The organism is Pseudomonas sp. MG-9, from assembly GCF_018729515.1.
GTDB classification, from domain to species: Bacteria; Pseudomonadota; Gammaproteobacteria; order Pseudomonadales; family Pseudomonadaceae; genus Aquipseudomonas; species Aquipseudomonas serboccidentalis.
The window spans coordinates 212,532-237,308 of the sequence record NZ_JAHHZH010000006.1 but is presented as its reverse complement, the minus strand read 5'-3'; the positions used below and the strand labels follow the sequence as shown (position 1 = coordinate 237,308).

At 59.8% G+C, this 24,777-nt stretch carries 27 protein-coding genes; 14 read left to right on the top strand and 13 right to left on the bottom strand.

The window, feature by feature from the left end; genetic code table 11:
• Nucleotides 1-12: 12 nt before the first annotated feature.
• A complete protein-coding gene (locus tag KKQ10_RS17690) occupies nt 13-906 on the top strand; it encodes a ZIP family metal transporter (RefSeq protein WP_215501820.1) in 894 nt (297 codons plus the stop codon).
• A 109-nt stretch (nt 907-1,015) separates the two neighbouring features.
• Here the strand turns inward: KKQ10_RS17690 and KKQ10_RS17685 are convergent, their stop codons facing one another.
• The 10 genes from KKQ10_RS17685 to KKQ10_RS17640 form a co-directional block, all read right to left on the bottom strand.
• Complete coding sequence (locus KKQ10_RS17685) at nt 1,016-1,291, bottom strand: HPr family phosphocarrier protein (RefSeq protein ID WP_127651151.1); 276 nt, start codon at nt 1,289-1,291, stop codon at nt 1,016-1,018.
• Nucleotides 1,292-1,306: 15 nt separating this feature from the next.
• The gene (rapZ, locus tag KKQ10_RS17680; protein ID WP_215501819.1) at nt 1,307-2,164 is read right to left on the bottom strand and encodes an RNase adapter RapZ; all 858 of its coding nucleotides are present in this window, start codon (nt 2,162-2,164) and stop codon (nt 1,307-1,309) included.
• Nucleotides 2,165-2,166: 2 nt separating this feature from the next.
• Nucleotides 2,167-2,631 (bottom strand): PTS IIA-like nitrogen regulatory protein PtsN, encoded by a 465-nt coding sequence (gene ptsN / locus KKQ10_RS17675; RefSeq protein ID WP_127651149.1) that lies wholly within the window; start codon nt 2,629-2,631, stop codon nt 2,167-2,169.
• 12 nt (nt 2,632-2,643) lie between these two features.
• The gene (hpf, locus tag KKQ10_RS17670) at nt 2,644-2,952 is read right to left on the bottom strand and encodes a ribosome hibernation-promoting factor, HPF/YfiA family (protein ID WP_025109458.1); all 309 of its coding nucleotides are present in this window, start codon (nt 2,950-2,952) and stop codon (nt 2,644-2,646) included.
• A gap of 73 nt (nt 2,953-3,025) precedes the next feature.
• The gene (locus KKQ10_RS17665; protein ID WP_127651148.1) at nt 3,026-4,519 is read right to left on the bottom strand and encodes an RNA polymerase factor sigma-54; all 1,494 of its coding nucleotides are present in this window, start codon (nt 4,517-4,519) and stop codon (nt 3,026-3,028) included.
• 277 nt (nt 4,520-4,796) lie between these two features.
• Nucleotides 4,797-5,522 carry an LPS export ABC transporter ATP-binding protein gene (gene lptB / locus KKQ10_RS17660; RefSeq protein WP_127651147.1) on the bottom strand — a complete coding sequence of 242 codons (726 nt, stop codon included), beginning with the start codon at nt 5,520-5,522 and terminating at the stop codon, nt 4,797-4,799.
• Complete coding sequence (gene lptA, locus KKQ10_RS17655; protein ID WP_127651146.1) at nt 5,522-6,067, bottom strand: lipopolysaccharide transport periplasmic protein LptA; 546 nt, start codon at nt 6,065-6,067, stop codon at nt 5,522-5,524. The genes lptB and lptA overlap by 1 nt, the downstream gene beginning before the upstream one ends.
• Nucleotides 6,054-6,626, bottom strand: coding sequence for an LPS export ABC transporter periplasmic protein LptC (gene lptC / locus KKQ10_RS17650; RefSeq protein ID WP_102356078.1), 573 nt, complete (start codon nt 6,624-6,626; stop codon nt 6,054-6,056). The genes lptA and lptC overlap by 14 nt, the downstream gene beginning before the upstream one ends.
• 8 nt (nt 6,627-6,634) lie before the next feature.
• Entirely contained in the window at nt 6,635-7,159 is a 525-nt protein-coding gene (locus tag KKQ10_RS17645; RefSeq protein WP_127651144.1) for a KdsC family phosphatase, read from the bottom strand.
• Nucleotides 7,159-8,133: a KpsF/GutQ family sugar-phosphate isomerase gene (locus tag KKQ10_RS17640; protein WP_127651143.1), complete on the bottom strand. Its 975-nt coding sequence runs from the start codon at nt 8,131-8,133 to the stop codon at nt 7,159-7,161. The genes KKQ10_RS17645 and KKQ10_RS17640 overlap by 1 nt, the downstream gene beginning before the upstream one ends.
• 275 nt (nt 8,134-8,408) lie before the next feature.
• Here KKQ10_RS17640 and KKQ10_RS17635 point away from each other — a divergent pair, with 275 nt between their 5' ends.
• The 10 genes from KKQ10_RS17635 to hisC all read left to right on the top strand — a co-directional run bounded on the left by KKQ10_RS17635 (nt 8,409) and on the right by hisC (nt 16,516).
• Nucleotides 8,409-9,218 (top strand): ATP-binding cassette domain-containing protein, encoded by an 810-nt coding sequence (locus KKQ10_RS17635; protein WP_003221703.1) that lies wholly within the window; start codon nt 8,409-8,411, stop codon nt 9,216-9,218.
• Nucleotides 9,218-10,015: a lipid asymmetry maintenance ABC transporter permease subunit MlaE gene (mlaE, locus tag KKQ10_RS17630; protein WP_127651142.1), complete on the top strand. Its 798-nt coding sequence runs from the start codon at nt 9,218-9,220 to the stop codon at nt 10,013-10,015. Before KKQ10_RS17635 ends, mlaE begins: the two co-directional genes overlap by 1 nt.
• Nucleotides 10,015-10,482: an outer membrane lipid asymmetry maintenance protein MlaD gene (gene mlaD / locus KKQ10_RS17625; protein WP_007967220.1), complete on the top strand. Its 468-nt coding sequence runs from the start codon at nt 10,015-10,017 to the stop codon at nt 10,480-10,482. The genes mlaE and mlaD overlap by 1 nt, the downstream gene beginning before the upstream one ends.
• An 11-nt stretch (nt 10,483-10,493) precedes the next feature.
• On the top strand, nt 10,494-11,138 hold the full coding sequence (locus tag KKQ10_RS17620) for an MlaC/ttg2D family ABC transporter substrate-binding protein (RefSeq protein WP_127651141.1): 645 nt from the start codon (nt 10,494-10,496) through the stop codon (nt 11,136-11,138).
• The gene (locus KKQ10_RS17615; RefSeq protein ID WP_027610853.1) at nt 11,135-11,440 is read left to right on the top strand and encodes an STAS domain-containing protein; all 306 of its coding nucleotides are present in this window, start codon (nt 11,135-11,137) and stop codon (nt 11,438-11,440) included. The genes KKQ10_RS17620 and KKQ10_RS17615 overlap by 4 nt, the downstream gene beginning before the upstream one ends.
• Before the next feature lie 116 nt (nt 11,441-11,556).
• Nucleotides 11,557-11,808: a BolA family protein gene (locus KKQ10_RS17610; protein ID WP_127651140.1), complete on the top strand. Its 252-nt coding sequence runs from the start codon at nt 11,557-11,559 to the stop codon at nt 11,806-11,808.
• Nucleotides 11,809-11,830: 22 nt separating this feature from the next.
• Nucleotides 11,831-13,096 (top strand): UDP-N-acetylglucosamine 1-carboxyvinyltransferase, encoded by a 1,266-nt coding sequence (murA, locus tag KKQ10_RS17605; RefSeq protein WP_115986701.1) that lies wholly within the window; start codon nt 11,831-11,833, stop codon nt 13,094-13,096.
• A gap of 266 nt (nt 13,097-13,362) precedes the next feature.
• Nucleotides 13,363-13,998, top strand: coding sequence for an ATP phosphoribosyltransferase (gene hisG, locus KKQ10_RS17600; protein WP_016771668.1), 636 nt, complete (start codon nt 13,363-13,365; stop codon nt 13,996-13,998).
• A gap of 125 nt (nt 13,999-14,123) precedes the next feature.
• Complete coding sequence (hisD, locus tag KKQ10_RS17595) at nt 14,124-15,461, top strand: histidinol dehydrogenase (RefSeq protein WP_003221712.1); 1,338 nt, start codon at nt 14,124-14,126, stop codon at nt 15,459-15,461.
• Nucleotides 15,462-15,463: 2 nt separating this feature from the next.
• Nucleotides 15,464-16,516, top strand: coding sequence for a histidinol-phosphate transaminase (hisC, locus tag KKQ10_RS17590; protein WP_127651137.1), 1,053 nt, complete (start codon nt 15,464-15,466; stop codon nt 16,514-16,516).
• Between the two features lie 119 nt (nt 16,517-16,635).
• Here the strand turns inward: hisC and KKQ10_RS17585 are convergent, their stop codons facing one another.
• The 3 genes from KKQ10_RS17585 to algW form a co-directional block, all read right to left on the bottom strand.
• Nucleotides 16,636-17,355 (bottom strand): DUF4198 domain-containing protein, encoded by a 720-nt coding sequence (locus KKQ10_RS17585; protein ID WP_215501818.1) that lies wholly within the window; start codon nt 17,353-17,355, stop codon nt 16,636-16,638.
• A 12-nt stretch (nt 17,356-17,367) separates the two neighbouring features.
• Complete coding sequence (locus tag KKQ10_RS17580; protein ID WP_215501817.1) at nt 17,368-19,485, bottom strand: TonB-dependent siderophore receptor; 2,118 nt, start codon at nt 19,483-19,485, stop codon at nt 17,368-17,370.
• A gap of 87 nt (nt 19,486-19,572) precedes the next feature.
• A complete protein-coding gene (algW, locus tag KKQ10_RS17575) occupies nt 19,573-20,730 on the bottom strand; it encodes a Do family serine endopeptidase AlgW (protein ID WP_127651134.1) in 1,158 nt (385 codons plus the stop codon).
• Between the two features lie 103 nt (nt 20,731-20,833).
• Here algW and KKQ10_RS17570 point away from each other — a divergent pair, with 103 nt between their 5' ends.
• The 3 genes from KKQ10_RS17570 (at nt 20,834) to cysN (ending at nt 24,664) form a co-directional block, all read left to right on the top strand.
• Nucleotides 20,834-21,592 carry a Nif3-like dinuclear metal center hexameric protein gene (locus KKQ10_RS17570; protein WP_215501816.1) on the top strand — a complete coding sequence of 253 codons (759 nt, stop codon included), beginning with the start codon at nt 20,834-20,836 and terminating at the stop codon, nt 21,590-21,592.
• Between the two features lie 246 nt (nt 21,593-21,838).
• Nucleotides 21,839-22,756 (top strand): sulfate adenylyltransferase subunit CysD, encoded by a 918-nt coding sequence (gene cysD, locus KKQ10_RS17565; protein WP_127651132.1) that lies wholly within the window; start codon nt 21,839-21,841, stop codon nt 22,754-22,756.
• A 9-nt stretch (nt 22,757-22,765) separates the two neighbouring features.
• Nucleotides 22,766-24,664, top strand: coding sequence for a sulfate adenylyltransferase subunit CysN (cysN, locus tag KKQ10_RS17560; RefSeq protein WP_215501815.1), 1,899 nt, complete (start codon nt 22,766-22,768; stop codon nt 24,662-24,664).
• Nucleotides 24,665-24,777 lie beyond the last annotated feature (113 nt).

The window sequence follows — 24,777 nt, the reverse complement described above, 5'->3', positions numbered from 1 at the left end:
CCAAGGCTGACTATGGGCACTGAAACACTGGCGATCGGCGGTGGGCGTATGTTTCGTTACGCGGTGGGATCGCTGTTGCTGCTGGCGGGCATGACCCTGTTGGTCGCGCACGGACTGGAATGGCTGGACCTGCCGCCGAAGCTGTCGCGGGCCTTGCAAGGTGGCGCGATCTGCGCCCTCGGTACGGCGCTCGGGGCGGTGCCGGTGCTGGTGATTCGGCGCATGCCGCAAATGCTCAGCGATACCCTGCTGGGGTTCGGTGCCGGGGTGATGCTGGCCGCGACGGCGTTCTCGCTGATCGTGCCCGGCATCGCTGCCGCCGAAAGTCTGGGCCTGACTCCCTGGGCCGCCAGCAGTCTGATCTGTTTCGGCATCATGCTCGGTGCGTTCGGCTTGTACCTGGTGGATCTGCGGCTGTCCGGCGCCTCACCGGAAATGCTCGTTGGCACTCTTGAGCACCCGGTTATTGCGCCACGGATCTGGCTGTTCGTCTTCGCGATCATTGCCCACAACATTCCCGAAGGCATGGCGGTCGGCGTGTCGGCCGGCGGCGGCATGCCCGACGCGGACAGTCTGGCGATGGGCATTGCCTTGCAGGACGTGCCGGAGGGGCTGGTGATTGCACTGGTGCTGGCCGGGGCGGGGATGTCGCGGGTCAAGGCATTCTTGATCGGTGCGGCGTCAGGTCTGGTGGAACCGGTGTTCGCGCTGCTGTGTGCGTGGCTGGTCAGTCTGGCAGAGTTGTTATTGCCGTTGGGACTGGCGCTGGCGGCGGGGGCTATGCTGCTGGTGGTGACACATGAGGTGATCCCCGAGTCGCGACGTAATGGTCATGACAAGCTGGCCAGTCTTGGCTTGCTGATCGGGTTCTGTCTGATGATGGTGATGGATACAGCATTGGGTTGAAGCAGATCAAAAGATCGTCCGAACGCGGGCCGAACCTTCGGCAGCTCCTACAGGGAACGCATTCCAATGTAGGAGCTGCCGAAGGCTGCGATCTTTTGATGTTGACCTGTCAACCGCCTTCATCAAAATAGTTGTTGATCAACGCCACCAGCGCGTTCAGCGCTTCCTGTTCTTGATGGCCTTCGGTACTCAGATAGATCTTCGTGCCCTTGCCGGCGGCGAGCATCATCATCGCCATGATGCTTTTGCCATCGACCGTGGTCTCCGGCGTGCGACCCACTCTGATCGTGCAATCCGGATACTGGCCCGCCACGCCAACGAACTTGGCCGACGCCCGGGCATGCAGACCCAGTTTATTGATGATTTCGATTTCCAGAGCAGGCATCGCGGTGTGAATCCTTTAAGTGAGGTCGCGGTGGCGAACCTGGACGTTCTTCAGGGTTTTCTGCAGGGCCTGACCCAGGCGTTCGGTCAGGTAAACGGAGCGGTGATGCCCGCCGGTGCAGCCAATGGCAATGGTGACATAGGCGCGGTTGCTCGCGGCGAAGCGCGGCAGCCATTTATTCAGATAGCCGAAGATATCCTGATACATCTCTTCGACTTCCAGTTGCGCCGCCAGATACTCGGCGACCGGTGTATCGAGACCTGATTGCGCGCGAAGTTCCGGCTTCCAGTACGGGTTGGGCAGGCAGCGTACGTCGAACACCAGGTCCGCATCCACCGGCATGCCACGCTTGAAGCCGAACGACTCGACCAGAAAGGCAGTGCCTGGCTCTGGCTGGTTCAGCAGGCGCAGCTTGATGGTGTCGCGCAACTGGTACAGGTTCAGATTGGTGGTGTTGACCTTGAGGTCGGCCAGGTCGGCGATCGGCCCGAGCAGGGCTGTCTCGTCCTGAATGGCTTCGGCCAGCGAGCGATTGGCGGTGCTCAAAGGATGGCGCCGACGGGTTTCCGAGAAGCGCTTGAGCAGGGTTTCCTCATCGGCATCCAGATAGACCACATCGCACTGGATGTGGCGGCTACGGACCTCTTCCAGCAGCTCGGGGAAGCGCGACAGGTGACTTGGCAGGTTGCGGGCATCGATCGAGACGGCCACCAGCGGCTGGGCCAGCTCGGTGTGAATCAGGGCGCGTTCGGCCAGTTCCGGCAGCAGGCCGGCCGGCAGATTGTCAATGCAGTAGTAACCGTTGTCCTCAAGGACATTCAATGCGGTGCTTTTACCCGACCCAGAGCGGCCGCTGACGATGATCAAACGCATGATTAGTGACCGTTTTGCTCGCTCAGGACGACCTGATACAAGGCTTCGTTGCTCGGTGCGCTGCGCAGTTTTTCGCGCACATCCTTGCGATCGAGCATGCTGGCGATCTGGCGCAGTAATTCGAGGTGGGCATCGGTAGCCGCTTCCGGGACCAGCAGGACAAACAGCAGGTCAACCGGTGCGCCGTCGATGGCATCGAAATCGATGGGGGCATCAAGGTGCATCAACGCGCTGATAGGCGCTTCGCAGCCTTTGAGGCGACAGTGGGGAATGGCGATGCCGTTGCCGAAACCGGTGGAGCCGAGTTTCTCACGGGCGATCAGCGCATCGAAGACATCCTGCATGGCCAGATCCGGCACTTCTTTATGGATGAGGTTGGCAATCTGTTCGAGGGCTTTCTTTTTACTGCCGCCCGGCACGTTCACCAGGGAACGGCCGGGGGTCAGGATACTTTCAAGTCGGATCATGGGTTGGGGGTGTTAACGACCGGTTGCGCCCTGGAGGAGGCTCTGGGTCTTTTCCTTATGCTTTTTGAGTTGGCGATCCAGCTTGTCGGTCAATGAGTCGATCGCAGCATACATGTCGGTATCTTCTGCGTTGGCGACCACTTCGCTGCCGGGAATATGCAAGGTGGCTTCGATTTTCTGCTTCAGCTTTTCGACGCACATCGTGACCTGCACGTTGGTGATCTTGTCGAAATGGCGCTCCAATCGTTCGAGTTTCTCGTTGATGTAGGTGCGCAGAGGTTCGGTCACTTCCAGTTGGTGTCCACTGATGTTGACTTGCATACAGCTTCTCCTTCGTTGCCAGTGCATAAAGCGGCAGGCCGGATAGCCTGCCACTGGAACGCTGTAACGTGGCTTACATCAACCGCTTGCGTTCGCTCGAAGGCGCGATCCCGAGGGATTCGCGGTACTTGGCGACGGTGCGGCGAGCCACCTGAATGCCTTGTGCCTCCAGTAAACCAGCGATCTTGCTGTCACTCAACGGCTTTTTCTGATTTTCCGCTGCAACCAGTTTTTTGATGATCGCGCGGATCGCCGTGGACGAGCATTCGCCGCCTTCGGAGGTGCTGACGTGGCTGGAGAAAAAGTATTTCAGTTCATAAATACCGCGTGGGGTATGCATGAATTTCTGGGTCGTGACCCGGGAAATCGTCGATTCATGCATGCCGACCGCTTCGGCGATGTCGTGCAGGACCAACGGTTTCATCGCTTCGTCACCGTACTCCAGGAAGCCGCGTTGGTGCTCGACGATCTGGGTGGCGACTTTCATCAGGGTTTCATTGCGGCTTTGCAGGCTCTTGATGAACCAGCGCGCTTCCTGCAACTGATTGCGCATGAAGGTGTTGTCGGCGCTGGTGTCGGCACGACGCACGAACCCGGCGTACTGGGCGTTGACCCGCAGGCGGGGCACCGATTCCTGGTTCAGCTCGACCAGCCAGCGTTCGTTGTCCTTGCGCACGATGACGTCGGGCACCACGTATTCGGCTTCGCTCGATTCGATCTGCGAACCCGGGCGCGGATTGAGGCTCTGCACCAGTTCGATGACCTGGCGCAGTTCATCTTCCTTGAGCTTCATGCGCCGCATCAGTTGGCTGTAGTCGCGGCTGCCAAGCAGATCGATGTAATCGCTGACCAGACGCTTGGCTTCGTTCAGCCACGGGGTCTTGGCCGGCAGCTGACGCAGTTGCAGCAGCAGGCATTCACCGAGGTTGCGCGCGCCGATACCGGCCGGTTCGAACTGCTGGATGCGGTGCAGGACGGCTTCGATCTCGTCCAGCTCGATATCGAGCTCCGGATCAAAGGCGTCGAGAATTTCTTCGAGGGTTTCGTCGAGGTAGCCCTGATTGTTGATGCAGTCGATCAGGGTCACGGCGATCAGGCGGTCGGTGTCGGACATCGGCGCCAGGTTCAATTGCCACAACAGATGGCTTTGCAGGCTTTCCCCGGCGGAGGTACGGGTGGTGAAATCCCACTCGTCGTCATCGCTGCTGGGCAGGCTGCTCGCGCTGGTCTGGTAAACGTCTTCCCAGGCGGTATCGACGGGCAATTCGTTAGGGATGCGCTCGTTCCATTCGCCGTCCTCCAGGTTGTCCACCGTCGGGGCGGTTTCCTGATAGGAGGGTTCCTGAATCTCGGTGTTGGGTTTTTGTTCGGCGTTGTCGGCCAAAGGATCGGAGTTGTCGAAGTCGTCGCCTTCTTCCTGGCGTTCGAGCATCGGGTTGGATTCCAGGGCCTCCTGGATTTCCTGTTGCAGGTCCAGGGTGGACAATTGGAGCAGGCGGATGGCCTGTTGCAGCTGCGGTGTCATCGTCAGCTGCTGGCCCATTCTCAAGACTAGCGATGGTTTCATGGCAGGGGCTAAACACCTTATTCGCCGGCGCGCATGCGCCATCCACTACAGGGCGCCGGAGCGCCAAACTTAAGCAAATTATATGCCTGAAACTGTCGTGTTTGCCTAGAGCGCTGTAACAATAAAAGCGTATAAAACTTTGTTGACGCATCGCATCGAAGCGCGGTGAACATCTTTGAAGCGTCGTATCTGCCCAGAGCGCTGTAACAATAAAAGCGTATAAAAAATCAGCTTCAACGTTACAGCGCCCGGACGGCTGGCCGAATGCGCTCGCGCTTTAGAGGCGGAACTCGTGGCCCAGGTACACTTCCTTGACCAGATCGTTGGCCAGGATGGTCTCGGCGTCGCCTTCGGCGATCAGTTGACCGTCGTTGACGATGTACGCGGTTTCGCAGATATCCAGGGTCTCGCGGACGTTGTGGTCGGTGATCAGTACGCCGATGCCCTTGGCCTTGAGGTGGTGGATGATCTGCTTGATGTCGCCGACGGAGATCGGGTCGACACCGGCGAACGGTTCGTCGAGCAGGATGAACTTCGGTGCGGTAGCCAGGGCGCGGGCGATTTCCACGCGGCGGCGTTCACCACCGGACAGGCTCATGCCCAGGTTGTCGCGGATGTGGCTGATGTGGAATTCCTGCAGCAGGCTTTCCAGCTCTTTGCGGCGACCGGCCTTGTCGAGTTCCGTGCGGGTCTCGAGGATGGCCATGATGTTGTCGGCCACCGACAGTTTGCGGAAGATCGACGCTTCTTGCGGCAGATAGCCGATACCGGCCTTGGCGCGGCCGTGCATCGGCTGGTGGCTGACGTCCAGATCATCGATCAGCACGCGGCCCTGATCGGCCTGCACCAGGCCGACGATCATGTAGAAGCAGGTGGTCTTGCCGGCACCGTTCGGGCCGAGCAGGCCGACGATCTGGCCGCTGTCGATCGACAGGCTGACGTCACGCACGACCTGGCGGCTTTTATAGGCCTTGGCCAGGTGCTGGGCTTTCAGAGTCGCCATTACTGGGCCTTCTCGTCGGTTTTCTTCTTCGGCTGGATCACCATGTCGATGCGTGGACGCGCCTCGGTGACCTTGTTGCCGGTAGCGCGGCCTGCGCTGGCCAGTTTTCTCACCGTGTCATAGACGATTTTCTCGCCCTGAGTGGTGTTGTTGTCCTTGTCGACAACCTTGGCCTTGTCGATCAGCACGACGCGGTTTTGCGCGGCGTGGTACTGGATCGTCACGCCCCAGCCCTGTACAGGCTTGGTGTCGCCCTGGGTTTGCAGCTGCTCGAAGTAGGCAAGATTGCCCACCGACGTCACGACGTCGATGTCACCGGTCGGGGTGCGGGTGATGGTTACCGTGTTGCCTTTAACGATCATCGAACCCTGAGTGATGATCACATCGCCCTTATAGGTGGCAATGCCGTTCTTGTCGTCCAGTTGGGCGTCGTCGGCTTGAATGCGGATAGGTTGCTGCTGATCGTTCGGCAGAGCCCAGGCGCTCACGCTTCCCAGTGCTGCGCCCAGACTGAGCAAAATAGGGAGGGTTTTAACGAGCCTCATACTGTCCTCTTACGTTCGATTGCAGGTGTATCCTGCTTTCCTTCAAATACGCCTTCATTCCCACGCCAGTCGATACACCGCCAGCGCCGTCAATTCTAACGGGTTGCTCGGTCTGCGCATATTGCTGCTGAGGGAACACCGTCATGCGTGTGCTGGTGATCAGGGTGTCGCGGTTCTTTTCATCGGTGCGCTTGATACGTACCGAGTCGATCAGTTCTACCTGAGTTCCGTCAGGGTTCACTTCGCCGCGCTCGCTGGTCACGTGCCACGGGAATTCGGTGCCGCGGAACATGTTCAGGTCAGGCTTGGTGACCAGGGTCACATCCGTCGCTTTCAGGTGCTCGGCCTTGTCGGAGGTCATTTCGTATTGCAGCTTGCCATCCGGAAGGTATTGCAGGGTATGCGTGTTGGTGGCGTACCAGTCGATGGCAGTGTCTTCGACCTTGACCGGAGGTTTGTCGAGGAAACGCTCAGGGCTGATGTTCCAGTAGCCGACCGCCGCAAACATGGCGGCGATACAGCCGAACAGCAGGAAGTTGCGAAATTTTTTGCTAAACATGATTTGGCTCACAGGTACGCGGCGTTGGCCGCATCGAGGCGGCCCTGGGCGCGCAGGATCAATTCGCAGAATTCGCGGGCAGCGCCTTCGCCGCCGCGAGCCCGAGTGACGCCATGGGCGTGCTCGCGCACGAAGTCGGCGGCATTGGCAACGGCCATGCCGAGGCCTACACGGCGGATCACCGGCAGGTCAGGCAAGTCGTCACCGAGATAGGCGACCTGTTCATAGCTTAGGCCCAGTTGCTGCAGAAGACCGTCCAGAACCACCAATTTGTCTTCGCGCCCCTGAAACAGGTGCGCGATCCCGAGGTTCTTCGCCCGGCGCTCGACCACTGGCGTCTTGCGACCGCTGATGATGGCGGTTTCGACGCCGGCGTTCATCAGCATCTTGATGCCTTGGCCGTCGAGGGTGTTGAACGTCTTGAATTCGCTGCCGTCTTCAAGGAAGTACAGGCGCCCGTCGGTGAGGACGCCGTCGACGTCGAAAACCGCCAGTTTGATCGCTTTGCCGCGCTGCAGCAGGTCGCTTGTCATTACATCACTCCTGCACGCAGCAGATCGGAGAGGTTGAAGGCGCCGATCGGGCGATCTTCTTCGTCCACGACAACCAGTGCGTTGATTCGGTGGTCTTCCATGATTTTCAGCGCTTCGGCGGCGAGCATCTCGGGGCGTGCGGTTTTGCCGTGCGCGGTCATGACCTGGTCGATGGTGGCGCTGCGGATGTCGATGCTGCGATCCAGCGTGCGACGCAAGTCGCCATCGGTGAAGATCCCGGCCAGTTTGCCGTCGGCTTCAAGAATCGCGGTCATGCCCAGGCCCTTGCGGGTCATTTCCATGAGCGCATCCTTGAGCAGGGTGCCGCGCTGTACTTGCGGCAGCTCCTGACCGGCGTGCATGACGTTTTCCACTTTCAGCAGCAGGCGTCGACCCAGTGCACCGCCCGGGTGGGAAAAGGCGAAATCTTCAGCGGTGAAACCCCGGGCTTCCAGCAGCGCTACCGCCAGGGCGTCGCCCATGACCAGCGCGGCGGTGGTCGAGGAGGTCGGTGCCAGGTTCAGCGGGCAGGCTTCATGCTCGACATGCACGTTGAGGTTGACTTCGGCGGCCTTGGCCAGCGGCGACTGAGGATTGCCGGTCAAGCTGATCAACTGGATGCCCAGGCGCTTGATCAATGGCAGCAGGGTGACGATTTCGTTGGTCGAGCCCGAGTTGGACAGGGCGAGGATCACATCGTCGCGGGTGATCATGCCCATGTCGCCATGGCTGGCTTCGGCCGGATGGACGAAAAACGCCGGGGTGCCGGTGCTGGCCAGGGTCGCAGCGATCTTGTTGCCGACGTGCCCGGACTTGCCCATGCCGACCACGACCACACGGCCTTTGCTGGCCAGAATCATCTCGCAAGCGCGTACGAAATCGGCGTCGATATGGGGCAACAAGCCTTGTACGGCTTCCACTTCGAGGCGGATGGTGCGTTGTGCCGATTGAATCAGGTCGCTGGATTGGCTCATGTCAGAAATCGTATAGCCCGATGAAAAGGCGGCGATTATAGCGGTTATGTTGAAAAGCCTCACGCAAGTTCGTCGTGCTTTGTCATTCCTCGTCACCAAAACCCTTAAAAAGTACCGTCGGGCCTGTCATATCGCTGAACTCGGACCAGCGTGGGCCTTGGGCGCTTGGGGTTTGCAGTGATATAGTTCGCCGCCAGTTCGGCCTGCCCGGGAGGTATGTGCTTTCCAAGGAAAGCCAGGCGTCCGAGTGAGAGGCTGCATCGCAAGGAGTTTAGATGAGTGCCGATAACGCCTACGCGGTCGAGCTGAAGGGAGTCTCCTTCAAGCGCGGTGCGCGCAGCATTTTCAATAACGTCGATATTCGCATCCCGCGCGGCAAGGTTACCGGCATCATGGGGCCTTCCGGGTGTGGCAAGACCACGCTGCTGCGTTTGATGGGGGCGCAATTGCGTCCTTCCAGCGGCGAAGTCTGGGTCAACGGTCAGAACCTGCCGACGCTGTCGCGCAGTGATCTGTTCGATGCGCGAAAGCACATGGGCGTGCTGTTTCAGAGTGGCGCGCTGTTCACCGATCTCGATGTCTTCGAGAACGTCGCTTTCCCTCTGCGTGTTCATACCCAATTGCCGGATGAGATGATCCGCGACATCGTCCTGCTCAAATTGCAGGCGGTCGGTCTACGCGGCGCGATCGAGCTGATGCCCGACGAGCTGTCGGGGGGCATGAAGCGTCGTGTCGCCCTGGCCCGTGCGATTGCTCTCGACCCGCAGATCCTCATGTATGACGAACCGTTCGTCGGTCAGGATCCGATCGCCATGGGCGTATTGGTCCGCCTGATCCGTTTGCTCAATGATGCGCTGGGTATCACCAGTATCGTGGTCTCTCACGACTTGGCCGAAACCGCGAGCATCGCTGACTACATCTATGTAGTGGGTGATGGTCAGGTGTTGGGGCAGGGCACGCCGGACGAGTTGATGAATTCGGATGAGCCGCGTATCCGCCAGTTCATGACCGGCAACCCCGATGGCCCGGTGCCGTACCATTTTCCAGCGACGGATTACCGCGCAGATCTTCTGGGGAAGCGCTGATGCGCAGAATTTCATTGATAGAACGCGTGCGCCGCTTCGGCGAGTCCGCGATCGACTCCATCGCGGTTTTCGGTCGTGCGACGTTGTTCCTGTTTCACACCTTGCTCGGACGCGGCGGTATCGGTGGCGGGTTTGGCCTGTTGGTCAAGCAGTTGCATTCGGTTGGCGTGATGTCATTGGTGATCATCGTCGTGTCCGGGATTTTCATCGGCATGGTGCTGGCGCTGCAGGGTTTCAATATTCTGTCGAGCTATGGCTCCGAACAGGCAGTGGGGCAGATGGTCGCCCTGACGTTGCTGCGTGAACTCGGGCCGGTAGTGACAGCGCTGCTGTTTGCCGGGCGTGCCGGTTCCGCGCTGACCGCCGAAATCGGCAACATGAAGTCCACCGAACAGCTTTCCAGCCTGGAAATGATCGGTGTCGATCCGCTCAAATACATTATTGCCCCGCGTCTGTGGGCCGGTTTCATTTCCCTGCCAGTGCTGGCGATGATTTTCAGCGTGGTCGGTATCTGGGGCGGTTCGTGGGTGGCTGTCGACTGGCTTGGAGTGTATGAAGGCTCCTACTGGGCGAACATGCAAAACAGCGTGAACTTCACCAGCGATGTGCTCAACGGCGTCATCAAAAGTATCGTTTTCGCTTTCGTCGTGACCTGGATCGCCGTATTTCAAGGCTATGACTGTGAGCCCACTTCCGAGGGCATCAGTCGCGCCACCACCAAGACCGTGGTATTCGCCTCGCTGGCGGTACTGGGTCTGGACTTTATTCTGACCGCTTTGATGTTTGGAGATTTCTGATGCAAAACCGCACCCTGGAAATCGGTGTCGGCCTGTTCCTGCTGGCAGGGATCCTGGCTTTGTTGCTGCTTGCTCTGCGGGTCAGTGGCCTGTCTCCGACTTCGACTACCGACACGTATAAACTTTATGCCTACTTCGACAATATCGCCGGTTTGACGGTCAGAGCCAAAGTGACCATGGCCGGTGTGACCATCGGCAAGGTCACGGCCATCGATCTGGATCGCGACAGCTTCACCGGTCGGGTAACCCTGCAAGTGGATAAAAAGGTCGACAACCTGCCGACCGACTCCACTGCGTCTATCCTGACCGCTGGCCTGTTGGGCGAGAAGTACATCGGTATCAGTGTGGGCGGCGAAGATACCCGCCTGAAGGATGGGGGAACCATCCACGACACCCAATCGTCTCTGGTACTGGAAGACCTGATCGGTAAATTCCTGCTCAATACCGTTAGCAAAGACGCCAAATGAGGAGCTTTTGAATGATCTCTACCTTGCGACGTGGCCTGTTGGTGTTGCTCGCGGCACTGCCGTTGCTGGCCAACGCTGCGCCCGGACAGTCGGCGCACGATCTGATTCAGGACACCACGAACCGGATGCTGGCCGACTTGTCGGCCAACAAAGAGAAGTACAAACAGGATCCACAGGATTTCTACACGGCGTTGAATACCATCGTCGGTCCGGTGGTGGACGCTGAAGGCATTTCCAAAAGCATCATGACGGTCAAGTATTCGCGCAAGGCCACGCCTGCGCAGATGCAGCGCTTTCAGGAAAACTTCAAGAAAGGCCTGTTCCAGTTCTACGGCAACGCCTTGCTCGAGTACAACAACCAGGGCATCACGGTTGATCCTGCCAAGGACGAGTCGGGCGACCGCACCAGCGTCAACATGACCGTCAAGGGCAGCAACGGCGCGATCTATCCGGTGCAGTACACGCTCGAGAAGATCAGTGGCGAGTGGAAACTGCGTAACGTGATCATCAACGGCATCAACATCGGCAAGCTGTTCCGTGACCAGTTCGCCGACGCGATGCAGCGCAACGGCAACGATCTGGACAAGACCATCAACAATTGGGCGGGTGAGGTGGCCAAGGCCAAGGAATCCACCGAACAGAAGCCAGCGCAATGAATGAGGCGGCAGTTCGTATGAGTGATGTCGACGAGCTATTGCTCAGCGGAGTGCTGGACTATCGCACCGGTCCCGATCTGCGCAAGGAAGGCCAGGCGCTGATCAAGTCCAGCAAGGCGGCATCGCTGGTGATCGATTGCTCGGCAGTTAAGAAGTCCAGCAGCGTCGGCTTGTCCTTGCTGCTGTGCTTCATGCGCGATGCCCAGGCGGCCGGCAAGGCTGTCAGCATCCGCGCGATGCCGGAAGACATGCGCGAAATCGCTCAGGTCAGTGAACTGACCGAGTTGCTGGCGCACCCCTGAACCCGCATCGATAAAGAAGCCCCCCGTCAGAGTCCTGCCAATGCGGGGTTCGCAGGCGCGGGGCTTTTTTGTATGATGTCCGACCCGTGCGCACAGGGCGCCGATTGAGGTTGAGCATGCAGGCCAACGAAGTTAAGAGTTTCCTTGAAGAAAAGCTGTCCGAGACTCTTTCACAAGTGCAGGTAGAAGTTGAGGGCGAAGGCTGCAACTTTCAGCTGAACGTGATTAGCGATGAACTGGCGGCATTGAGCCCGGTCAAGCGTCAGCAGAGCATTTATGCCCATTTGAACCCGTGGATCGCCGATGGCAGCATCCATGCGGTCACTATGAAATTTTTCAGCCGCGCGGCCTGGGCCGAGCGCACCTGAGCCCTAGGGCGTCGAGATTCTTATGGATAAATTGATTATTACCGGTGGCGTTCGTCTTGATGGCGAAATCCGTATCTCCGGGGCGAAGAACTCCGCCCTGCCGATTCTGGCCGCTACTCTGCTGTGCGATGGCCCGGTGACCGTTGGCAACCTGCCGCACCTGCACGACATCACCACCATGATCGAGCTGTTTGGTCGCATGGGCATCGAGCCTGTGATCGACGAGAAACTCAGCGTCGAAATCGATCCGCGCACCATCAAGACCCTGATCGCACCGTACGAACTGGTGAAAACCATGCGTGCGTCGATTCTGGTGCTGGGCCCGATGGTCGCCCGCTTCGGTGAAGCCGAAGTCGCGCTGCCTGGCGGTTGCGCCATCGGTTCGCGTCCGGTCGACCTGCACATCCGTGGCCTCGAAGCCATGGGCGCGGTGATCGACGTCGAAGGCGGCTACATCAAGGCCAAGGCGCCTGAAGGTGGCCTGCGCGGTGCACACTTCTTCTTCGATACCGTCAGCGTGACCGGTACCGAGAACATCATGATGGCGGCTGCCCTGGCCAAAGGTCGCAGCGTGCTGCAAAACGCCGCGCGCGAGCCTGAAGTCGTCGACCTGGCGAACTTCCTCAACGCCATGGGCGCCAAGGTCTCCGGCGCCGGCACCGACACCATCACCATCGATGGCGTCGAGCGCCTGGGTTCGTGTTTCTACAAGGTCATGCCTGACCGTATCGAAACCGGCACCTACCTGGTGGCCGCTGCGGTCACCGGTGGCCGTGTGAAGGTCAAGGACACCGATCCGACCATTCTCGAAGCGGTCCTGGAAAAGCTTCGCGAGTCCGGCGCAGAAATCACCTGCGGTGAAGACTGGATCGAGCTGAACATGCACGGCAAGCGTCCGAAAGCGGTCAACGTGCGCACCGCGCCGTACCCGGCGTTCCCGACCGACATGCAGGCCCAGTTCATCTCGCTCAACGCCATTGCCGAAGGCACCGGTGCGGTGATCGAGACGATCTTCGAAAACCGCTTCATGCACGTGTATGAACTGCACCGCATGGGCGCCAAGATCCAGGTCGAAGGCAACACGGCCATCGTTACAGGTACCGAAGTGCTGAAGGGCGCGCCAGTGATGGCGACCGACCTGCGCGCATCGGCCAGCCTGGTGATCTCGGCCCTGGTGGCCGAAGGCGATACCCTGATCGACCGCATCTACCACATAGACCGTGGTTACGAGTGCATCGAAGAAAAACTGCAGATGTTGGGCGCCAAGATCCGTCGCGTACCGGGCTAACCGCTGCATGAGGACACAGGGAGGTGTCCACCATGTGGTGTTACAGCGTCATGAGCGAAAGCAAGACAAGGCGAAAACTGGCGAGAAAGCGGAGTTGACTTTAGTCAATGAGCATTTCGAGCCGGTTTTCAACGTAGGATTGCAGAGCGCAGTAGCTGTAACGCCACATGGGGAATTTGTTTTGAGTCGAGCCGGTCCCGGCTCGATGTGTGTCCGGCGCCAATTGCGACCGGGCATGAGTACCTTGATAAGGACTGACGTTTCCCATGTTGACCATCGCACTGTCCAAGGGCCGCATCCTTGACGACACCCTGCCGCTTCTCGCTGAAGCGGGCATTGTGCCGACCGAGAATCCGGACAAGAGCCGCAAGCTGATCATCCCCACCACTCAGGATGACGTACGTCTGTTGATCGTGCGTGCCACCGACGTGCCGACTTATGTCGAGCATGGCGCGGCCGACCTTGGCGTCGCCGGTAAAGACGTGTTGATGGAATACTCCGGCCAGGGCCTGTACGAGCCGCTGGATCTGCAGATTGCCCAGTGCAAGCTGATGACCGCCGGCAAGATCGGCGCGGCCGAGCCCAAGGGCCGTCTGCGCGTGGCGACCAAGTTCGTCAACGTCGCCAAGCGTTATTACGCCGAGCAGGGCCGTCAGGTCGACATCATCAAGCTCTATGGCTCGATGGAACTGGCGCCGCTGATCGGTCTGGCGGACAAGATCATCGACGTGGTCGACACTGGCAACACCCTGCGCGCCAACGGCCTGGAACCTCAGGAACTGATCGCCACGATCAGCTCGCGCCTGGTGGTCAACAAGGCTTCGATGAAGATGCAACACGCCCGAATCCAGGCGTTGATCGATACCCTGCGCAACGCAGTGGAATCGCGACACCGCGGCTGATTCACCTGCGCGACGCTGAGTCGCGCCCGTCTATCCGCCTCATAGCCAGAATCTCAGGTGCCCAAGCGGAAACGACTGCTAAGTTAGGGCGCCTGAGTTTTTGCCATTCCTATGAGGCTCTCGCTATGACCGCACCGACTGCAATTCGCCGACTCAACGCTGCTGACCCGGATTTCGCGCATCATCTGGATCATCTGCTGAGCTGGGAAAGTGTGTCTGACGACTCGGTCAATCAGCGAGTGCTGGACATCATCAAGGCTGTGCGCGAACGCGGTGACGCGGCGCTGGTCGAGTTCACCCAGAAATTCGACGGCCTCGAAGTGGCCTCGATGGCTGACCTGATCCTGCCGCGCGAGCGTCTGGAACTGGCCCTGACCCGCATCACTGTGGCGCAGCGCGAAGCGTTGGAAAAAGCTGCGGCCCGTGTGCGCAGCTACCACGAAAAACAGAAGCAGGATTCCTGGAGCTACACCGAGGCTGACGGCACCGTGCTCGGCCAGAAGGTCACGCCACTGGATCGCGCCGGCCTGTATGTGCCGGGCGGCAAGGCGTCGTACCCGTCGTCGGTGTTGATGAATGCGATTCCGGCCAAGGTCGCCGGCGTGACCGAAGTGGTCATGGTCGTACCAACCCCGCGCGGTGAAATCAATGAGCTGGTGTTGGCGGCGGCGTGCATCGCCGGTGTTGACCGGGTGTTCACCATCGGCGGTGCCCAAGCGGTTGCCGCGCTGGCTTACGGTACCGAAAGCGTGCCGCAAGTGGACAAGGTCGTCGGGCCTGGCAACATCTATGTAGCCACCGCCAAGCGCCACGTGTTCGGCCAGGTCGGCATCGACATGATTGCCGGCCCTTCGGAGATCCTCGTGGTGTGCGACGGCCAGACCGATCCGGACTGGATCGCCATGGACCTGTTCTCCCAGGCCGAACACGACGAAGACGCCCAGGCGATTCTGGTCAGTCCCGACGCCGAGTTCCTCGACAAGGTCGCCGCCAGCATCGACAAGCTACTGCCGACCATGGACCGCGCGACTATCATCGAAACCTCGATCAACGGTCGCGGCGCGCTGATTCACGTGCGCGACATGGCCCAGGCCATCGAAGTCGCCAACCGCATCGCGCCGGAACACCTGGAGCTGTCGGTTGCCGATCCACAGGCGTGGCTGCCACAGATCCGTCACGCTGGCGCGATTTTCATGGGCCGTCACACCTCCGAGGCACTGGGCGATTACTGCGCCGGCCCGAACCACGTGCTGCCGACGTCCGGCACCGCGCGCTTCTCCTCGCCGCTGGGCGTGTACGACTTCCAGAAACGTTCGTCGATCATCTTCTGCTCCGAAGCCGGTGCTTCCGAGCTGGGCAAGACCGCTTCGGTGCTGGCCCGTGGCGAATCCCTGAGCGCGCACGCACGCAGCGCCGAATACCGCATCAAAGACGCAGACTTTCTTCAAGGGCAGGGGGAATGAACATGAGTAAATTCTGGAGCCCGTTCGTCAAGGATCTGGTGCCTTATGTGCCGGGCGAACAGCCGAAGCTGACCAGACTGGTCAAACTCAACACCAACGAAAACCCGTACGGCCCGTCGCCCAAAGCGCTGGCGGCGATGCAGACCGAGCTTAACGATAACCTGCGCCTGTACCCGGACCCGAACGGCGATCTGCTGAAAACCGCGGTCGCCCGCTACTACGGCGTGCAGAGCAATCAGGTATTCCTCGGCAACGGTTCGGACGAAGTGCTGGCGCACATCTTCCACGGTCTGCTGCAACACGAGCAGCCGCTGCTGTTCCCGGATATCAGCTACAGCTTCTACCCGGTTTACTGCGGTTTGTACGGCATTCAATACGATGCAGTGCCGCTGGACGCGCAGTTCCAGATCAACCCGGCGGACTACGCCAAACCGAACGGCGGGATTATTTTCCCGAACCCGAACGCACCGACCGGTTGCCTGTTGGCGCTGGAAGCGGTTGAGCAAATCCTCCAGGCCAACCCGGATTCGGTGGTGGTGGTGGATGAGGCTTACATCGATTTCGGTGGCGAAACCGCGATCAGCCTGGTCGACCGTTACCCGAACCTGCTGGTCACGCAGACCCTGTCCAAGTCCCGTTCGCTGGCTGGCCTGCGGGTGGGGCTGGCAGTGGGGCACCCGGATCTGATCGAAGCGCTGGAGCGGATCAAGAATAGCTTCAACTCTTACCCGCTGGATCGCCTGGCGATTGTCGGCGCGGCGGCGGCGTTCGACGATCGCGAGTACTTCGACAAGACTTGCCGTCTGGTGATCGAGAGTCGTGAATGGGTGATCGCACAGTTGCAGGCCAAGGGCTTTGAAGTGTTGCCATCGGCGGCGAACTTCATTTTCGCCCGTCACCCGCAACATGATGCAGCGGGCCTGGCGGCGAAACTGCGTGAGCAAGGCGTGATCGTGCGTCACTTCAAGCAGGAGCGGATTGCCCAGTTCCTGCGGATTTCGATCGGTACGCCGGAGCAGAACCAGGCGCTGATCGATGGCCTCGGCGATCTCTGAATCACCGCTGCACCCTGTAGGAGTGAGCCTGCTCGCGATGCGTTTCAGCATTCAACATGTGATTTGAATGACACACCGAAATCGCGAGCAGGCTCACTCCTACAGGGGATTTGTATGGGTTATTCGTGATGCGCTTCGCCAAGGAAGGTCAGTGAGGTGAACAACCCGCGACTGTTCACATCGGCACTGTCCTTCACTGGCACCTCAACCTGCGCCGCAATCACATTCAACCCTTCATTACGCACCAGCACCTGCGCGCGGCCATCCTTGTCAGTCTCGGCGCTCAACGTGTTCGGCGCGCTGCGATAGTCGCCAATCAACTTCACCCCTGCCGCCGGTTTGCCATCGAGCAATACCCGCACCGGCAATGACTTGCCCGGCCCAACCGTCAACGGATCAACCTCCGGCAGGATCAGCAACTTGATCTGATCCAGTTTCGGCAGCTTTGCCCCCGGCTGATAAATCGCCAGACTGTACTTGAAGGTCTCCGTCGCATCGATGGCGCCCGGCACTTTTCTGCGACCTTCGTTGATCCATTTCTTGTCAGCGGTTTGCGACCACATGCCGTTGTTCAGGGCCACGGCCATCACTGCGGGCGCTTTCAGCGGTTTGAGGCGTGCATGATCTGCCAGGCGCTCGACGCTCACCGGGATCATCTTGCCGTCCGTGTCATACGCCCAGGCACCGCTGATTTTCTGCGCCTTGAACGCATTGTCTTCGGCGCCGTGGCCGTAGATCACTTCTATATGGCCGCGGCGTTGCTCTGTCCACAGGCCATGGGCCGAGACCTGACCGGCGAACAGCGCTGCGATGAACACAAGGGATTTGCCGTATTGCATGGTGACGTCCTTTTACAGGTTGAGTGTCAGGCTGACGGTGAAATTGCGCGGCTCGCCGGGGTTGACCCAATAGTTGCTGTAGGAGCGCTCGTAATACTTTTCGTCGAAGAGGTTGTTCAGGTTGAGGCCGACGGTGACGTTGTCGCTGGCCTTGTAATGGGCCAGCAAGTCGATAGTCTGGTAAGCCGGCAATTCGAAGTCGCTGCCGGCCTCACCGGAGCGGTCGCCGACATAGGTGAACGCCGCGCCGACGTCCGAGCCGCGCAAATAGCCGTCCTGAAACTCGTAAACCCCCAGCAGACTGCCGCTGCGCTTGGCCACGCCGAGGATGCGGCTGCCGGAGGGAATCACCGCGTCGCCCTGAGTCACCTCGGCATCGATGTAGGCAAAGGCGCCGATCACCCGCACGGCGTCGGTCACTTGCCCGGTCACTTGCCAATCGAAACCGCGACTGCGCGCCTTGCCCATCGCGCGGCTGGAATCAGTGCTCGGGTCGAGGGTCAGGACGTTTTCCTTGTCGATATGGAAGAAGGCGAGGGTGCTACTCAGGCGCTCGTCGAACAGCTCGTTCTTGATGCCGACTTCGTAACCGACGCCTTCTTCCGGATCGAATGACTTGCCCGCAGCGTCGAGGCCGTTGTTGGGTTTGAACGAGGTCGAGGCGTTGGCAAACAGGCCGGTGTCGGGTGTCAGTTGATAGAGCAGTCCGGCGCGTTGCGTGAGGGCGTCGTGGCGCTGGCTGCTCTTGGCGTTACGGCGGTGATCGTCGATGTGCTGCTCGAAATGTTCGAAACGCGTGCCGACCATTGCGCGTAGTTTGTCGTTGAAGACGATTTGATCCTGCAAGTTCAGTGCGTGACTTTCTACGTGTTCGAAGAAGTCTGTGCCGGAGCGTGTGCCACCGGGTTTCGGCTGGCCGTAGATCGGTCGGTAGATGTCGATGGCGTACGGGCCACCGGCGATGGTGGTGACGCGTTCGTTCTTGCGGAAATTCTCATACTCAGTGCCGATCAGCATTTCGTGCTGCCAGGAACCGAGGTCGAACAGGCCGCGCAATTCGAGCTGGGTGATGCTGTCGTGCCAGTTTGTGTCGCGTTCGCGATAGCGGCGGTTGACGGTGCGGCCATCGGCGTTCAGCGGGCGTGATTCGGAGGCGTCGCCCCAGAGTTTGCCTTCCTTGTAGTGACTGGCCAGACGCAACTTCCAGCGATCATTGAGGTGATGTTCGAGGGTGGCCTGAAGCAGGTTGTTGTGGCTGTCGATATTGCCGTCGTTCGGCTCGCCAAGAAAAGTCGAGCGCGAGACGCCGTTCCACTTGTTGTTGGGCGCGACAATGCCGCGGTCGAAGGTGGAGCTGTGGCGGACGATTTCGCTTTCAACCAACAGCGACGTGTCCGGGTTCAGTTGCCAACTGATCGAGGGCGCGACGAACACGCGCTGGCTGTCGACATGATCGCGAAAGCTGTGGTTGTCCTCGACCGCGAGGTTGACCCGCGACAGCACATCACCCTGTTCATCAAGCGGGGTGTTGATGTCCAGTGCGGTGCGATAGCGGTCCCAGCTGCCGGCGCTGGTTTGCAACGTCGTAAAGGCTTCCGGTTGCGGCTTTTTGGTGACGATGTTCACCGTGCCGCCCGGATCGCCTCGGCCATAAAGGCTGGCAGCCGGGCCTTTGAGTACCTCGATGCGCTCGATATTGGCCGCGTCGGGTGTGCTCGGATAACCGCGATTGGCGCTGAAGCCGTCCTTGTAGAATTCCGAGGTAGTGAAACCGCGCACGCTGTATTCGTAAAGCGTCAGGCCGCCGAAGTTGTTTTGCTTCGATACGCCGCCGGCAAAGTCCAGTGCGCGCTCGACGCGGGTGCTGCCCAGATCCTTGAGCACGCTGGCCGGTACCACGCTGATCGCTTGCGGAATATCGCGGATCGCGGTGTCGGTTTTTGTCGCGCTCGAAGACCGCGTGGCGCGGTAGCCCTGGACCGGACCGGTGGCGGATTCGTAGTCGGAGGTGACGCTGATGGCGTCGAGTTCGAGCGGTTGCGGTTCTTCGGCGAAGACCGGATCGCCCAGCAAGCCAAGGGGCAAACCCAGGGTCAGGCGGAGCAGGGAAGCCCTTTTTCGAGACGACATGTTATGTTGTTCCAATGTTTAAATTGAAACAATATAACATGCCTTTTGAGAATGTATTCTATTCGCGCCATTGGCGCGAATATCGTCTTACTCTTCTTTTTCCTGCACCGGTGCCGGAGGCGGACGCAGGCCGATTTCAGCGGTCAGCTTCAGCTCTTTGCCGTTGCGCATCACCTGAATGGTCACCTTGTCGGTCGGTTTGATCCGCGCGACCTGGTTCATCGAACGCCGACCATCACCGGCCGGTTCGCCATCGATGCTCAGAATCACGTCACCCAGTTGCAGGCCGGCCTTCTGCGCCGGACCGTCGCGGAAGATCCCCGCCACTACAATCCCCGGCCGCCCGGACAGGCCAAACGACTCAGCCAGTTCCTGGGTCAACGGTTGTACTTCAATGCCGAGCCAGCCACGAATCACCTGGCCGTGCTCGATGATCGACTTCATCACTTCCATCGCCAGTTTCACCGGGATCGCGAAACCGATGCCCTGCGAGCCGCCGGACTTGGAGAAGATCGCGGTGTTGATGCCGGTGAGGTTGCCGTTGGCATCGACCAGCGCGCCGCCGGAGTTGCCCGGGTTGATGGCTGCGTCGGTCTGGATGAAGTCTTCGTAGTTGTTCAGGCCCAACTGGTTACGCCCGGTGGCGCTGATGATGCCCATGGTCACGGTCTGGCCGACGCCGAACGGGTTGCCGATGGCCAGTGCGACGTCGCCGATGCGGATGTTGTCGGAGCGGCCGACAGTGATCGCCGGGAGGTTTTTCAGGTCGATCTTCAGCACCGCGAGATCGGTTTCCGGATCGCTGCCGATCACCCGGGCGAGGGTTTCGCGACCGTCCTTGAGGGCGACAACGATCTGATCGGCGCCGGTGGTCACGTGGTTGTTGGTGAGGATGTAGCCTTCCGGGCTCATGATTACGCCGGAACCGAGGCTCGATTCCATGCGTTTCTGCTTCGGCGAGTTGTCACCGAAGAAGCGTCGGAACTGCGGGTCTTCAAACAGCGGGTGCGCCGGTTTGTTGATGACCTTGGTGGTGTAGAGGTTGACCACCGATGGCGCGGCGGTGGTCACCGCGTCGGCATAGGACACCGGCCCCTGCTGCACGCTGGTGGTCTGCGGAGCCTGTTGCAGGTTGACGTCGAGACTCGGGAGCCCGACCCACTGCGGGTAACGCTGAATAATCAACAGAGCGATAAGCACACCGGCCAACAGCGGCCAGCCGAAAAAACGCAGCGCCTTGAGCATTAAGCACGTCCTGGAAAAGTTGCAGGCGGGGTCAGACCGCCCATAATGTCGCGCATTATACGAGGCCGCGCGCGCCTCTGAACGGGATATTTAGGAGTCTTTCATGGCCGTCGCCCTCAGCACCCTCGTCGAAGAAGCCGACCGTTACCTTGGCAGTGCAAAAATTGCCGATTATTGCCCCAACGGCCTGCAGGTCGAAGGCCGTCCGCAGGTGATGCGCATTGTCAGCGGCGTCACCGCCAGTCAGGCCTTGCTCGACGCCGCAGTGGAGGCCGAAGCCGATCTGGTGCTGGTGCATCACGGCTATTTCTGGAAAGGCGAGAACTCGTGCATCACCGGCATGAAGCAGCGCCGGCTCAAGACCTTGCTCAAGCACGACATCAGTCTGCTCGCCTACCACTTGCCGCTGGACCTGCACCCGGAGGTCGGCAACAACGTGCAACTGGCGCGTCAACTGGACATTACCGTCGAAGGGCCGCTGGATCCGGACAACCTGAAGATTGTCGGTCTGGTCGGTTCGCTGAGCGAACCCATGACCCCGCGTGATTTCGCCCGCAAGGTGCAAGACGTCATGGGCCGCGAGCCGCTGCTGGTCGAAGGCAGCGCGATGATCCGCCGGGTCGGCTGGTGCACCGGTGGCGGTCAGGGCTATATCGATCAGGGCGTGGCGGCGGGCGTCGATCTGTTCCTCAGCGGTGAAGCCTCCGAGCAGACTTTCCACAGCGCTCGGGAAAACGACATCAGCTTCATCGCCGCCGGGCACCACGCCACCGAGCGTTACGGCGTGCAAGCGTTGGGCGATTATCTGGCGAAGCGCTTCGCACTCGAACACATCTTCATCGATTGCCCCAACCCGATCTGACGAGCACCACTCCCCTGTGTAGGAGCTGCCGAAGGCTGCGATCTTTTGATCTTGTTTTTTAAAAGACCAGATCAAAAGATCGCAGCCTTCGGCAGCTTCTACAGGGGGCATCGCCCAAACGGGTGGGCATATTCATATGCTCTTTCGTTCTAGCTTGCGCCCTGATTAGAAGAAGGACGCTGTGCTAGGATTCCCCGCTCGAACACGGCCCGCTGGCCGTTCATAAGAAAGCTTTCGTGAGTAGCCATGGTCGACAAACTGACGCATCTGAAACAGCTGGAGGCGGAAAGCATCCACATCATCCGCGAGGTGGCCGCCGAGTTCGACAACCCGGTGATGCTGTACTCCATCGGTAAAGACTCCGCCGTGATGCTGCACCTGGCACGCAAGGCGTTCTTCCCGGGCAAACTGCCGTTTCCGGTGATGCACGTCGACACTCGCTGGAAATTCCAGGAGATGTACAAGTTCCGCGACAAGATGGTCGAGGAACTGGGTCTGGATCTGATCACCCACATCAACCCCGATGGCGTGGCGCAGAACATCAACCCGTTCACCCACGGCAGCGCCAAGCACACCGATATCATGAAGACCGAAGGCCTGAAGCAGGCACTCGACAAGCATGGTTTCGACGCAGCTTTCGGCGGCGCCCGTCGCGATGAAGAGAAGTCCCGCGCCAAAGAGCGCGTGTACTCGTTCCGCGACAGCAAGCACCGCTGGGACCCGAAAAACCAGCGTCCGGAGCTGTGGAACGTCTATAACGGCAAGGTCAACAAGGGCGAATCCATTCGTGTGTTCCCGTTGTCGAACTGGACCGAGCTGGACATCTGGCAGTACATCTACCTCGAAGGCATCCCGATTGTGCCGCTGTACTTCGCGGCCGAGCGCGACGTGATCGAGAAGAACGGCACGCTGATCATGATCGACGACGACCGTATCCTCGAACACCTGTCCGATGAGGACAAGGCGCGCATCGTCAAAAAGAAAGTGCGTTTCCGTACCCTTGGCTGCTACCCGTTGACGGGCGCGGTGGAGTCCGAGGCTGAAACCCTCACGGACATCATTCAGGAAATGCTCCTGACGCGAACTTCCGAGCGCCAGGGCCGGGTCATCGACCACGATGGCGCAGGCTCGATGGAAGACAAGAAACGTCAGGGTTATTTCTAAGGGGTTGTCATGTCGCACGTATCTGATTTGATCAGCGAGGACATCCTCGCCTACCTGGGCCAGCACGAACGTAAAGAGCTGCTGCGCTTTTTGACCTGCGGTAACGTCGATGACGGCAAGAGCACCCTGATCGGGCGCCTGCTGCACGACTCCAAGATGATCTACGAAGATCACCTGGAGGCCATCACCCGCGATTCGAAGAAAGTCGGCACCACCGGTGACGACATCGACCTGGCGTTGCTGGTCGACGGCCTGCAGGCCGAGCGTGAACAGGGCATCACCATCGATGTCGCCTACCGCTATTTCTCCACCGCCAAGCGCAAGTTCATCATCGCCGACACCCCCGGCCATGAGCAGTACACCCGCAACATGGCCACCGGTGCGTCCACCTGTGACCTGGCGATCATCCTGGTTGACGCCCGTTACGGCGTGCAGACCCAGACCCGTCGCCACAGCTTCATTGCCTCGCTGCTGGGCATCAAGCACATCGTCGTCGCCATCAACAAGATGGACTTGAAAGACTTCGATCAGGGCGTGTTCGAGTCGATCAAGGCCGACTACCTGAAGTTCGCCGAAGGCTTGAAAATGAAGCCGACCAGCATGCACTTCGTGCCGATGTCCGCTCTCAAGGGCGACAACGTGGTGAACAAGTCCGAGCGCTCGCCGTGGTACACCGGCCAGTCGCTGATGGAAATCCTCGAGACCGTGGAAGTGGCGGGCGACCGCAACTTCACCGATCTGCGGTTCCCGGTGCAGTACGTCAACCGTCCGAACCTGAACTTCCGCGGTTTCGCCGGCACCCTGGCCAGCGGCATCGTGCACAAGGGTGACGAAGTGGTTGTTCTGCCGTCGGGCAAGAGCAGCCGGGTGAAATCCATCGTCACCTTCGAAGGTGAGCTGGAGCACGCAGGTCCCGGTCAGGCTGTCACGCTGACCATGGAAGACGAAATCGACATCTCCCGTGGCGACCTGTTGGTGCATGCCGACAACGTGCCGCCGGTCACCGACAGCTTCGAAGCGATGCTGGTGTGGATGGCTGAAGAGCCGATGCTGCCGGGCAAGAAATACGACATCAAACGCGCCACCAGTTACGTGCCGGGCTCGATTGCCAGCATCGTCAACAAGGTCGACGTGAACACCCTCGAAGAAGGCCCGGCGAGCGCGTTGCAGCTCAACGAAATCGGCAAGGTGAAGATCGCGCTCGACGCGCCGATCGCCCTCGACGGTTACGACAGCAACCGCACCACCGGCGCATTCATCGTCATTGATCGTTTGACCAACGGCACCGTCGGCGCCGGCATGATCGTCGCTCAGCCAGTGGCTCATGGGACGGCTTCGCACCACGGCAAACTGGCGCATGTTGCCACTGAAGAGCGTGCCCAACGCTTCGGCCAGCAACCGGCGACCGTACTGTTCAGTGGCCTGTCGGGCGCCGGCAAGAGCACGCTGGCCTATGCGGTCGAGCGCAAGTTGTTCGACATGGGCCGTGCGGTGTTCGTGCTCGATGGACAGAACCTGCGTCAGGACCTGAACAAAGGCCTGCCACAGGATCGTTCCGGCCGTACCGAGAACTGGCGTCGTGCCGCGCACGTGGCGCGTCAGTTCAACGAGGCAGGCCTGCTGACACTGGCAGCGTTCGTTGCACCGAGTGCCGAAGGGCGTGAGCAGGCCAAGGAGCTGATCGGCAAGGATCGTCTGCTGACCGTTTACGTGCAGGCCTCGCCGGCCGTGTGCGCCGAGCGTGATCCGCAAGGTCTGTATGCCGCCGGTGGCGACAACATCCCGGGCGAGTCCTTCCCGTACGACGTGCCGCTGAACGCCGATCTGGTGATCGACACTCAGTCGCTGTCGCTGGAAGAAAGCGTCAAGCAAGTGCTGGATCTGCTGCGCAAGCGTGGCGCGATCTAAGACAGAAGCAGCTGCAAGCTTCTAGCTTCGAGCTACAAGAAAAAGCCCGTCGATGAGCAATCATCGGCGGGCTTTTTATTTCAGGCTAATTCGGTCAACTGTAGGAGTGAGCC

What these genes read in the sequence shown, in the direction of transcription:
- lptA (WP_127651146.1), bottom strand. Translation starts at nt 6,067, where the DNA reads ATGAGGCTCGTTAAAACCCTCCCTATTTTGCTCAGTCTGGGCGCAGCA.
- algW (WP_127651134.1), bottom strand. Translation starts at nt 20,730, where the DNA reads ATGCTCAAGGCGCTGCGTTTTTTCGGCTGGCCGCTGTTGGCCGGTGTG.
- KKQ10_RS17635 (WP_003221703.1), top strand. Translation starts at nt 8,409, where the DNA reads ATGAGTGCCGATAACGCCTACGCGGTCGAGCTGAAGGGAGTCTCCTTC.
- KKQ10_RS17585 (WP_215501818.1), bottom strand. Translation starts at nt 17,355, where the DNA reads ATGCAATACGGCAAATCCCTTGTGTTCATCGCAGCGCTGTTCGCCGGT.
- mlaE (WP_127651142.1), top strand. Translation starts at nt 9,218, where the DNA reads ATGCGCAGAATTTCATTGATAGAACGCGTGCGCCGCTTCGGCGAGTCC.
- lptB (WP_127651147.1), bottom strand. Translation starts at nt 5,522, where the DNA reads ATGGCGACTCTGAAAGCCCAGCACCTGGCCAAGGCCTATAAAAGCCGC.
- murA (WP_115986701.1), top strand. Translation starts at nt 11,831, where the DNA reads ATGGATAAATTGATTATTACCGGTGGCGTTCGTCTTGATGGCGAAATC.
- lptC (WP_102356078.1), bottom strand. Translation starts at nt 6,626, where the DNA reads ATGTTTAGCAAAAAATTTCGCAACTTCCTGCTGTTCGGCTGTATCGCC.
- hisD (WP_003221712.1), top strand. Translation starts at nt 14,124, where the DNA reads ATGACCGCACCGACTGCAATTCGCCGACTCAACGCTGCTGACCCGGAT.
- KKQ10_RS17570 (WP_215501816.1), top strand. Translation starts at nt 20,834, where the DNA reads ATGGCCGTCGCCCTCAGCACCCTCGTCGAAGAAGCCGACCGTTACCTT.
- KKQ10_RS17620 (WP_127651141.1), top strand. Translation starts at nt 10,494, where the DNA reads ATGATCTCTACCTTGCGACGTGGCCTGTTGGTGTTGCTCGCGGCACTG.
- KKQ10_RS17580 (WP_215501817.1), bottom strand. Translation starts at nt 19,485, where the DNA reads ATGTCGTCTCGAAAAAGGGCTTCCCTGCTCCGCCTGACCCTGGGTTTG.
- hpf (WP_025109458.1), bottom strand. Translation starts at nt 2,952, where the DNA reads ATGCAAGTCAACATCAGTGGACACCAACTGGAAGTGACCGAACCTCTG.
- KKQ10_RS17640 (WP_127651143.1), bottom strand. Translation starts at nt 8,133, where the DNA reads ATGAGCCAATCCAGCGACCTGATTCAATCGGCACAACGCACCATCCGC.
- cysN (WP_215501815.1), top strand. Translation starts at nt 22,766, where the DNA reads ATGTCGCACGTATCTGATTTGATCAGCGAGGACATCCTCGCCTACCTG.
- hisG (WP_016771668.1), top strand. Translation starts at nt 13,363, where the DNA reads ATGTTGACCATCGCACTGTCCAAGGGCCGCATCCTTGACGACACCCTG.
- cysD (WP_127651132.1), top strand. Translation starts at nt 21,839, where the DNA reads ATGGTCGACAAACTGACGCATCTGAAACAGCTGGAGGCGGAAAGCATC.
- KKQ10_RS17615 (WP_027610853.1), top strand. Translation starts at nt 11,135, where the DNA reads ATGAATGAGGCGGCAGTTCGTATGAGTGATGTCGACGAGCTATTGCTC.
- KKQ10_RS17610 (WP_127651140.1), top strand. Translation starts at nt 11,557, where the DNA reads ATGCAGGCCAACGAAGTTAAGAGTTTCCTTGAAGAAAAGCTGTCCGAG.
- hisC (WP_127651137.1), top strand. Translation starts at nt 15,464, where the DNA reads ATGAGTAAATTCTGGAGCCCGTTCGTCAAGGATCTGGTGCCTTATGTG.
- KKQ10_RS17685 (WP_127651151.1), bottom strand. Translation starts at nt 1,291, where the DNA reads ATGCCTGCTCTGGAAATCGAAATCATCAATAAACTGGGTCTGCATGCC.
- ptsN (WP_127651149.1), bottom strand. Translation starts at nt 2,631, where the DNA reads ATGATCCGACTTGAAAGTATCCTGACCCCCGGCCGTTCCCTGGTGAAC.
- KKQ10_RS17690 (WP_215501820.1), top strand. Translation starts at nt 13, where the DNA reads ATGGGCACTGAAACACTGGCGATCGGCGGTGGGCGTATGTTTCGTTAC.
- rapZ (WP_215501819.1), bottom strand. Translation starts at nt 2,164, where the DNA reads ATGCGTTTGATCATCGTCAGCGGCCGCTCTGGGTCGGGTAAAAGCACC.
- KKQ10_RS17645 (WP_127651144.1), bottom strand. Translation starts at nt 7,159, where the DNA reads ATGACAAGCGACCTGCTGCAGCGCGGCAAAGCGATCAAACTGGCGGTT.
- mlaD (WP_007967220.1), top strand. Translation starts at nt 10,015, where the DNA reads ATGCAAAACCGCACCCTGGAAATCGGTGTCGGCCTGTTCCTGCTGGCA.
- KKQ10_RS17665 (WP_127651148.1), bottom strand. Translation starts at nt 4,519, where the DNA reads ATGAAACCATCGCTAGTCTTGAGAATGGGCCAGCAGCTGACGATGACA.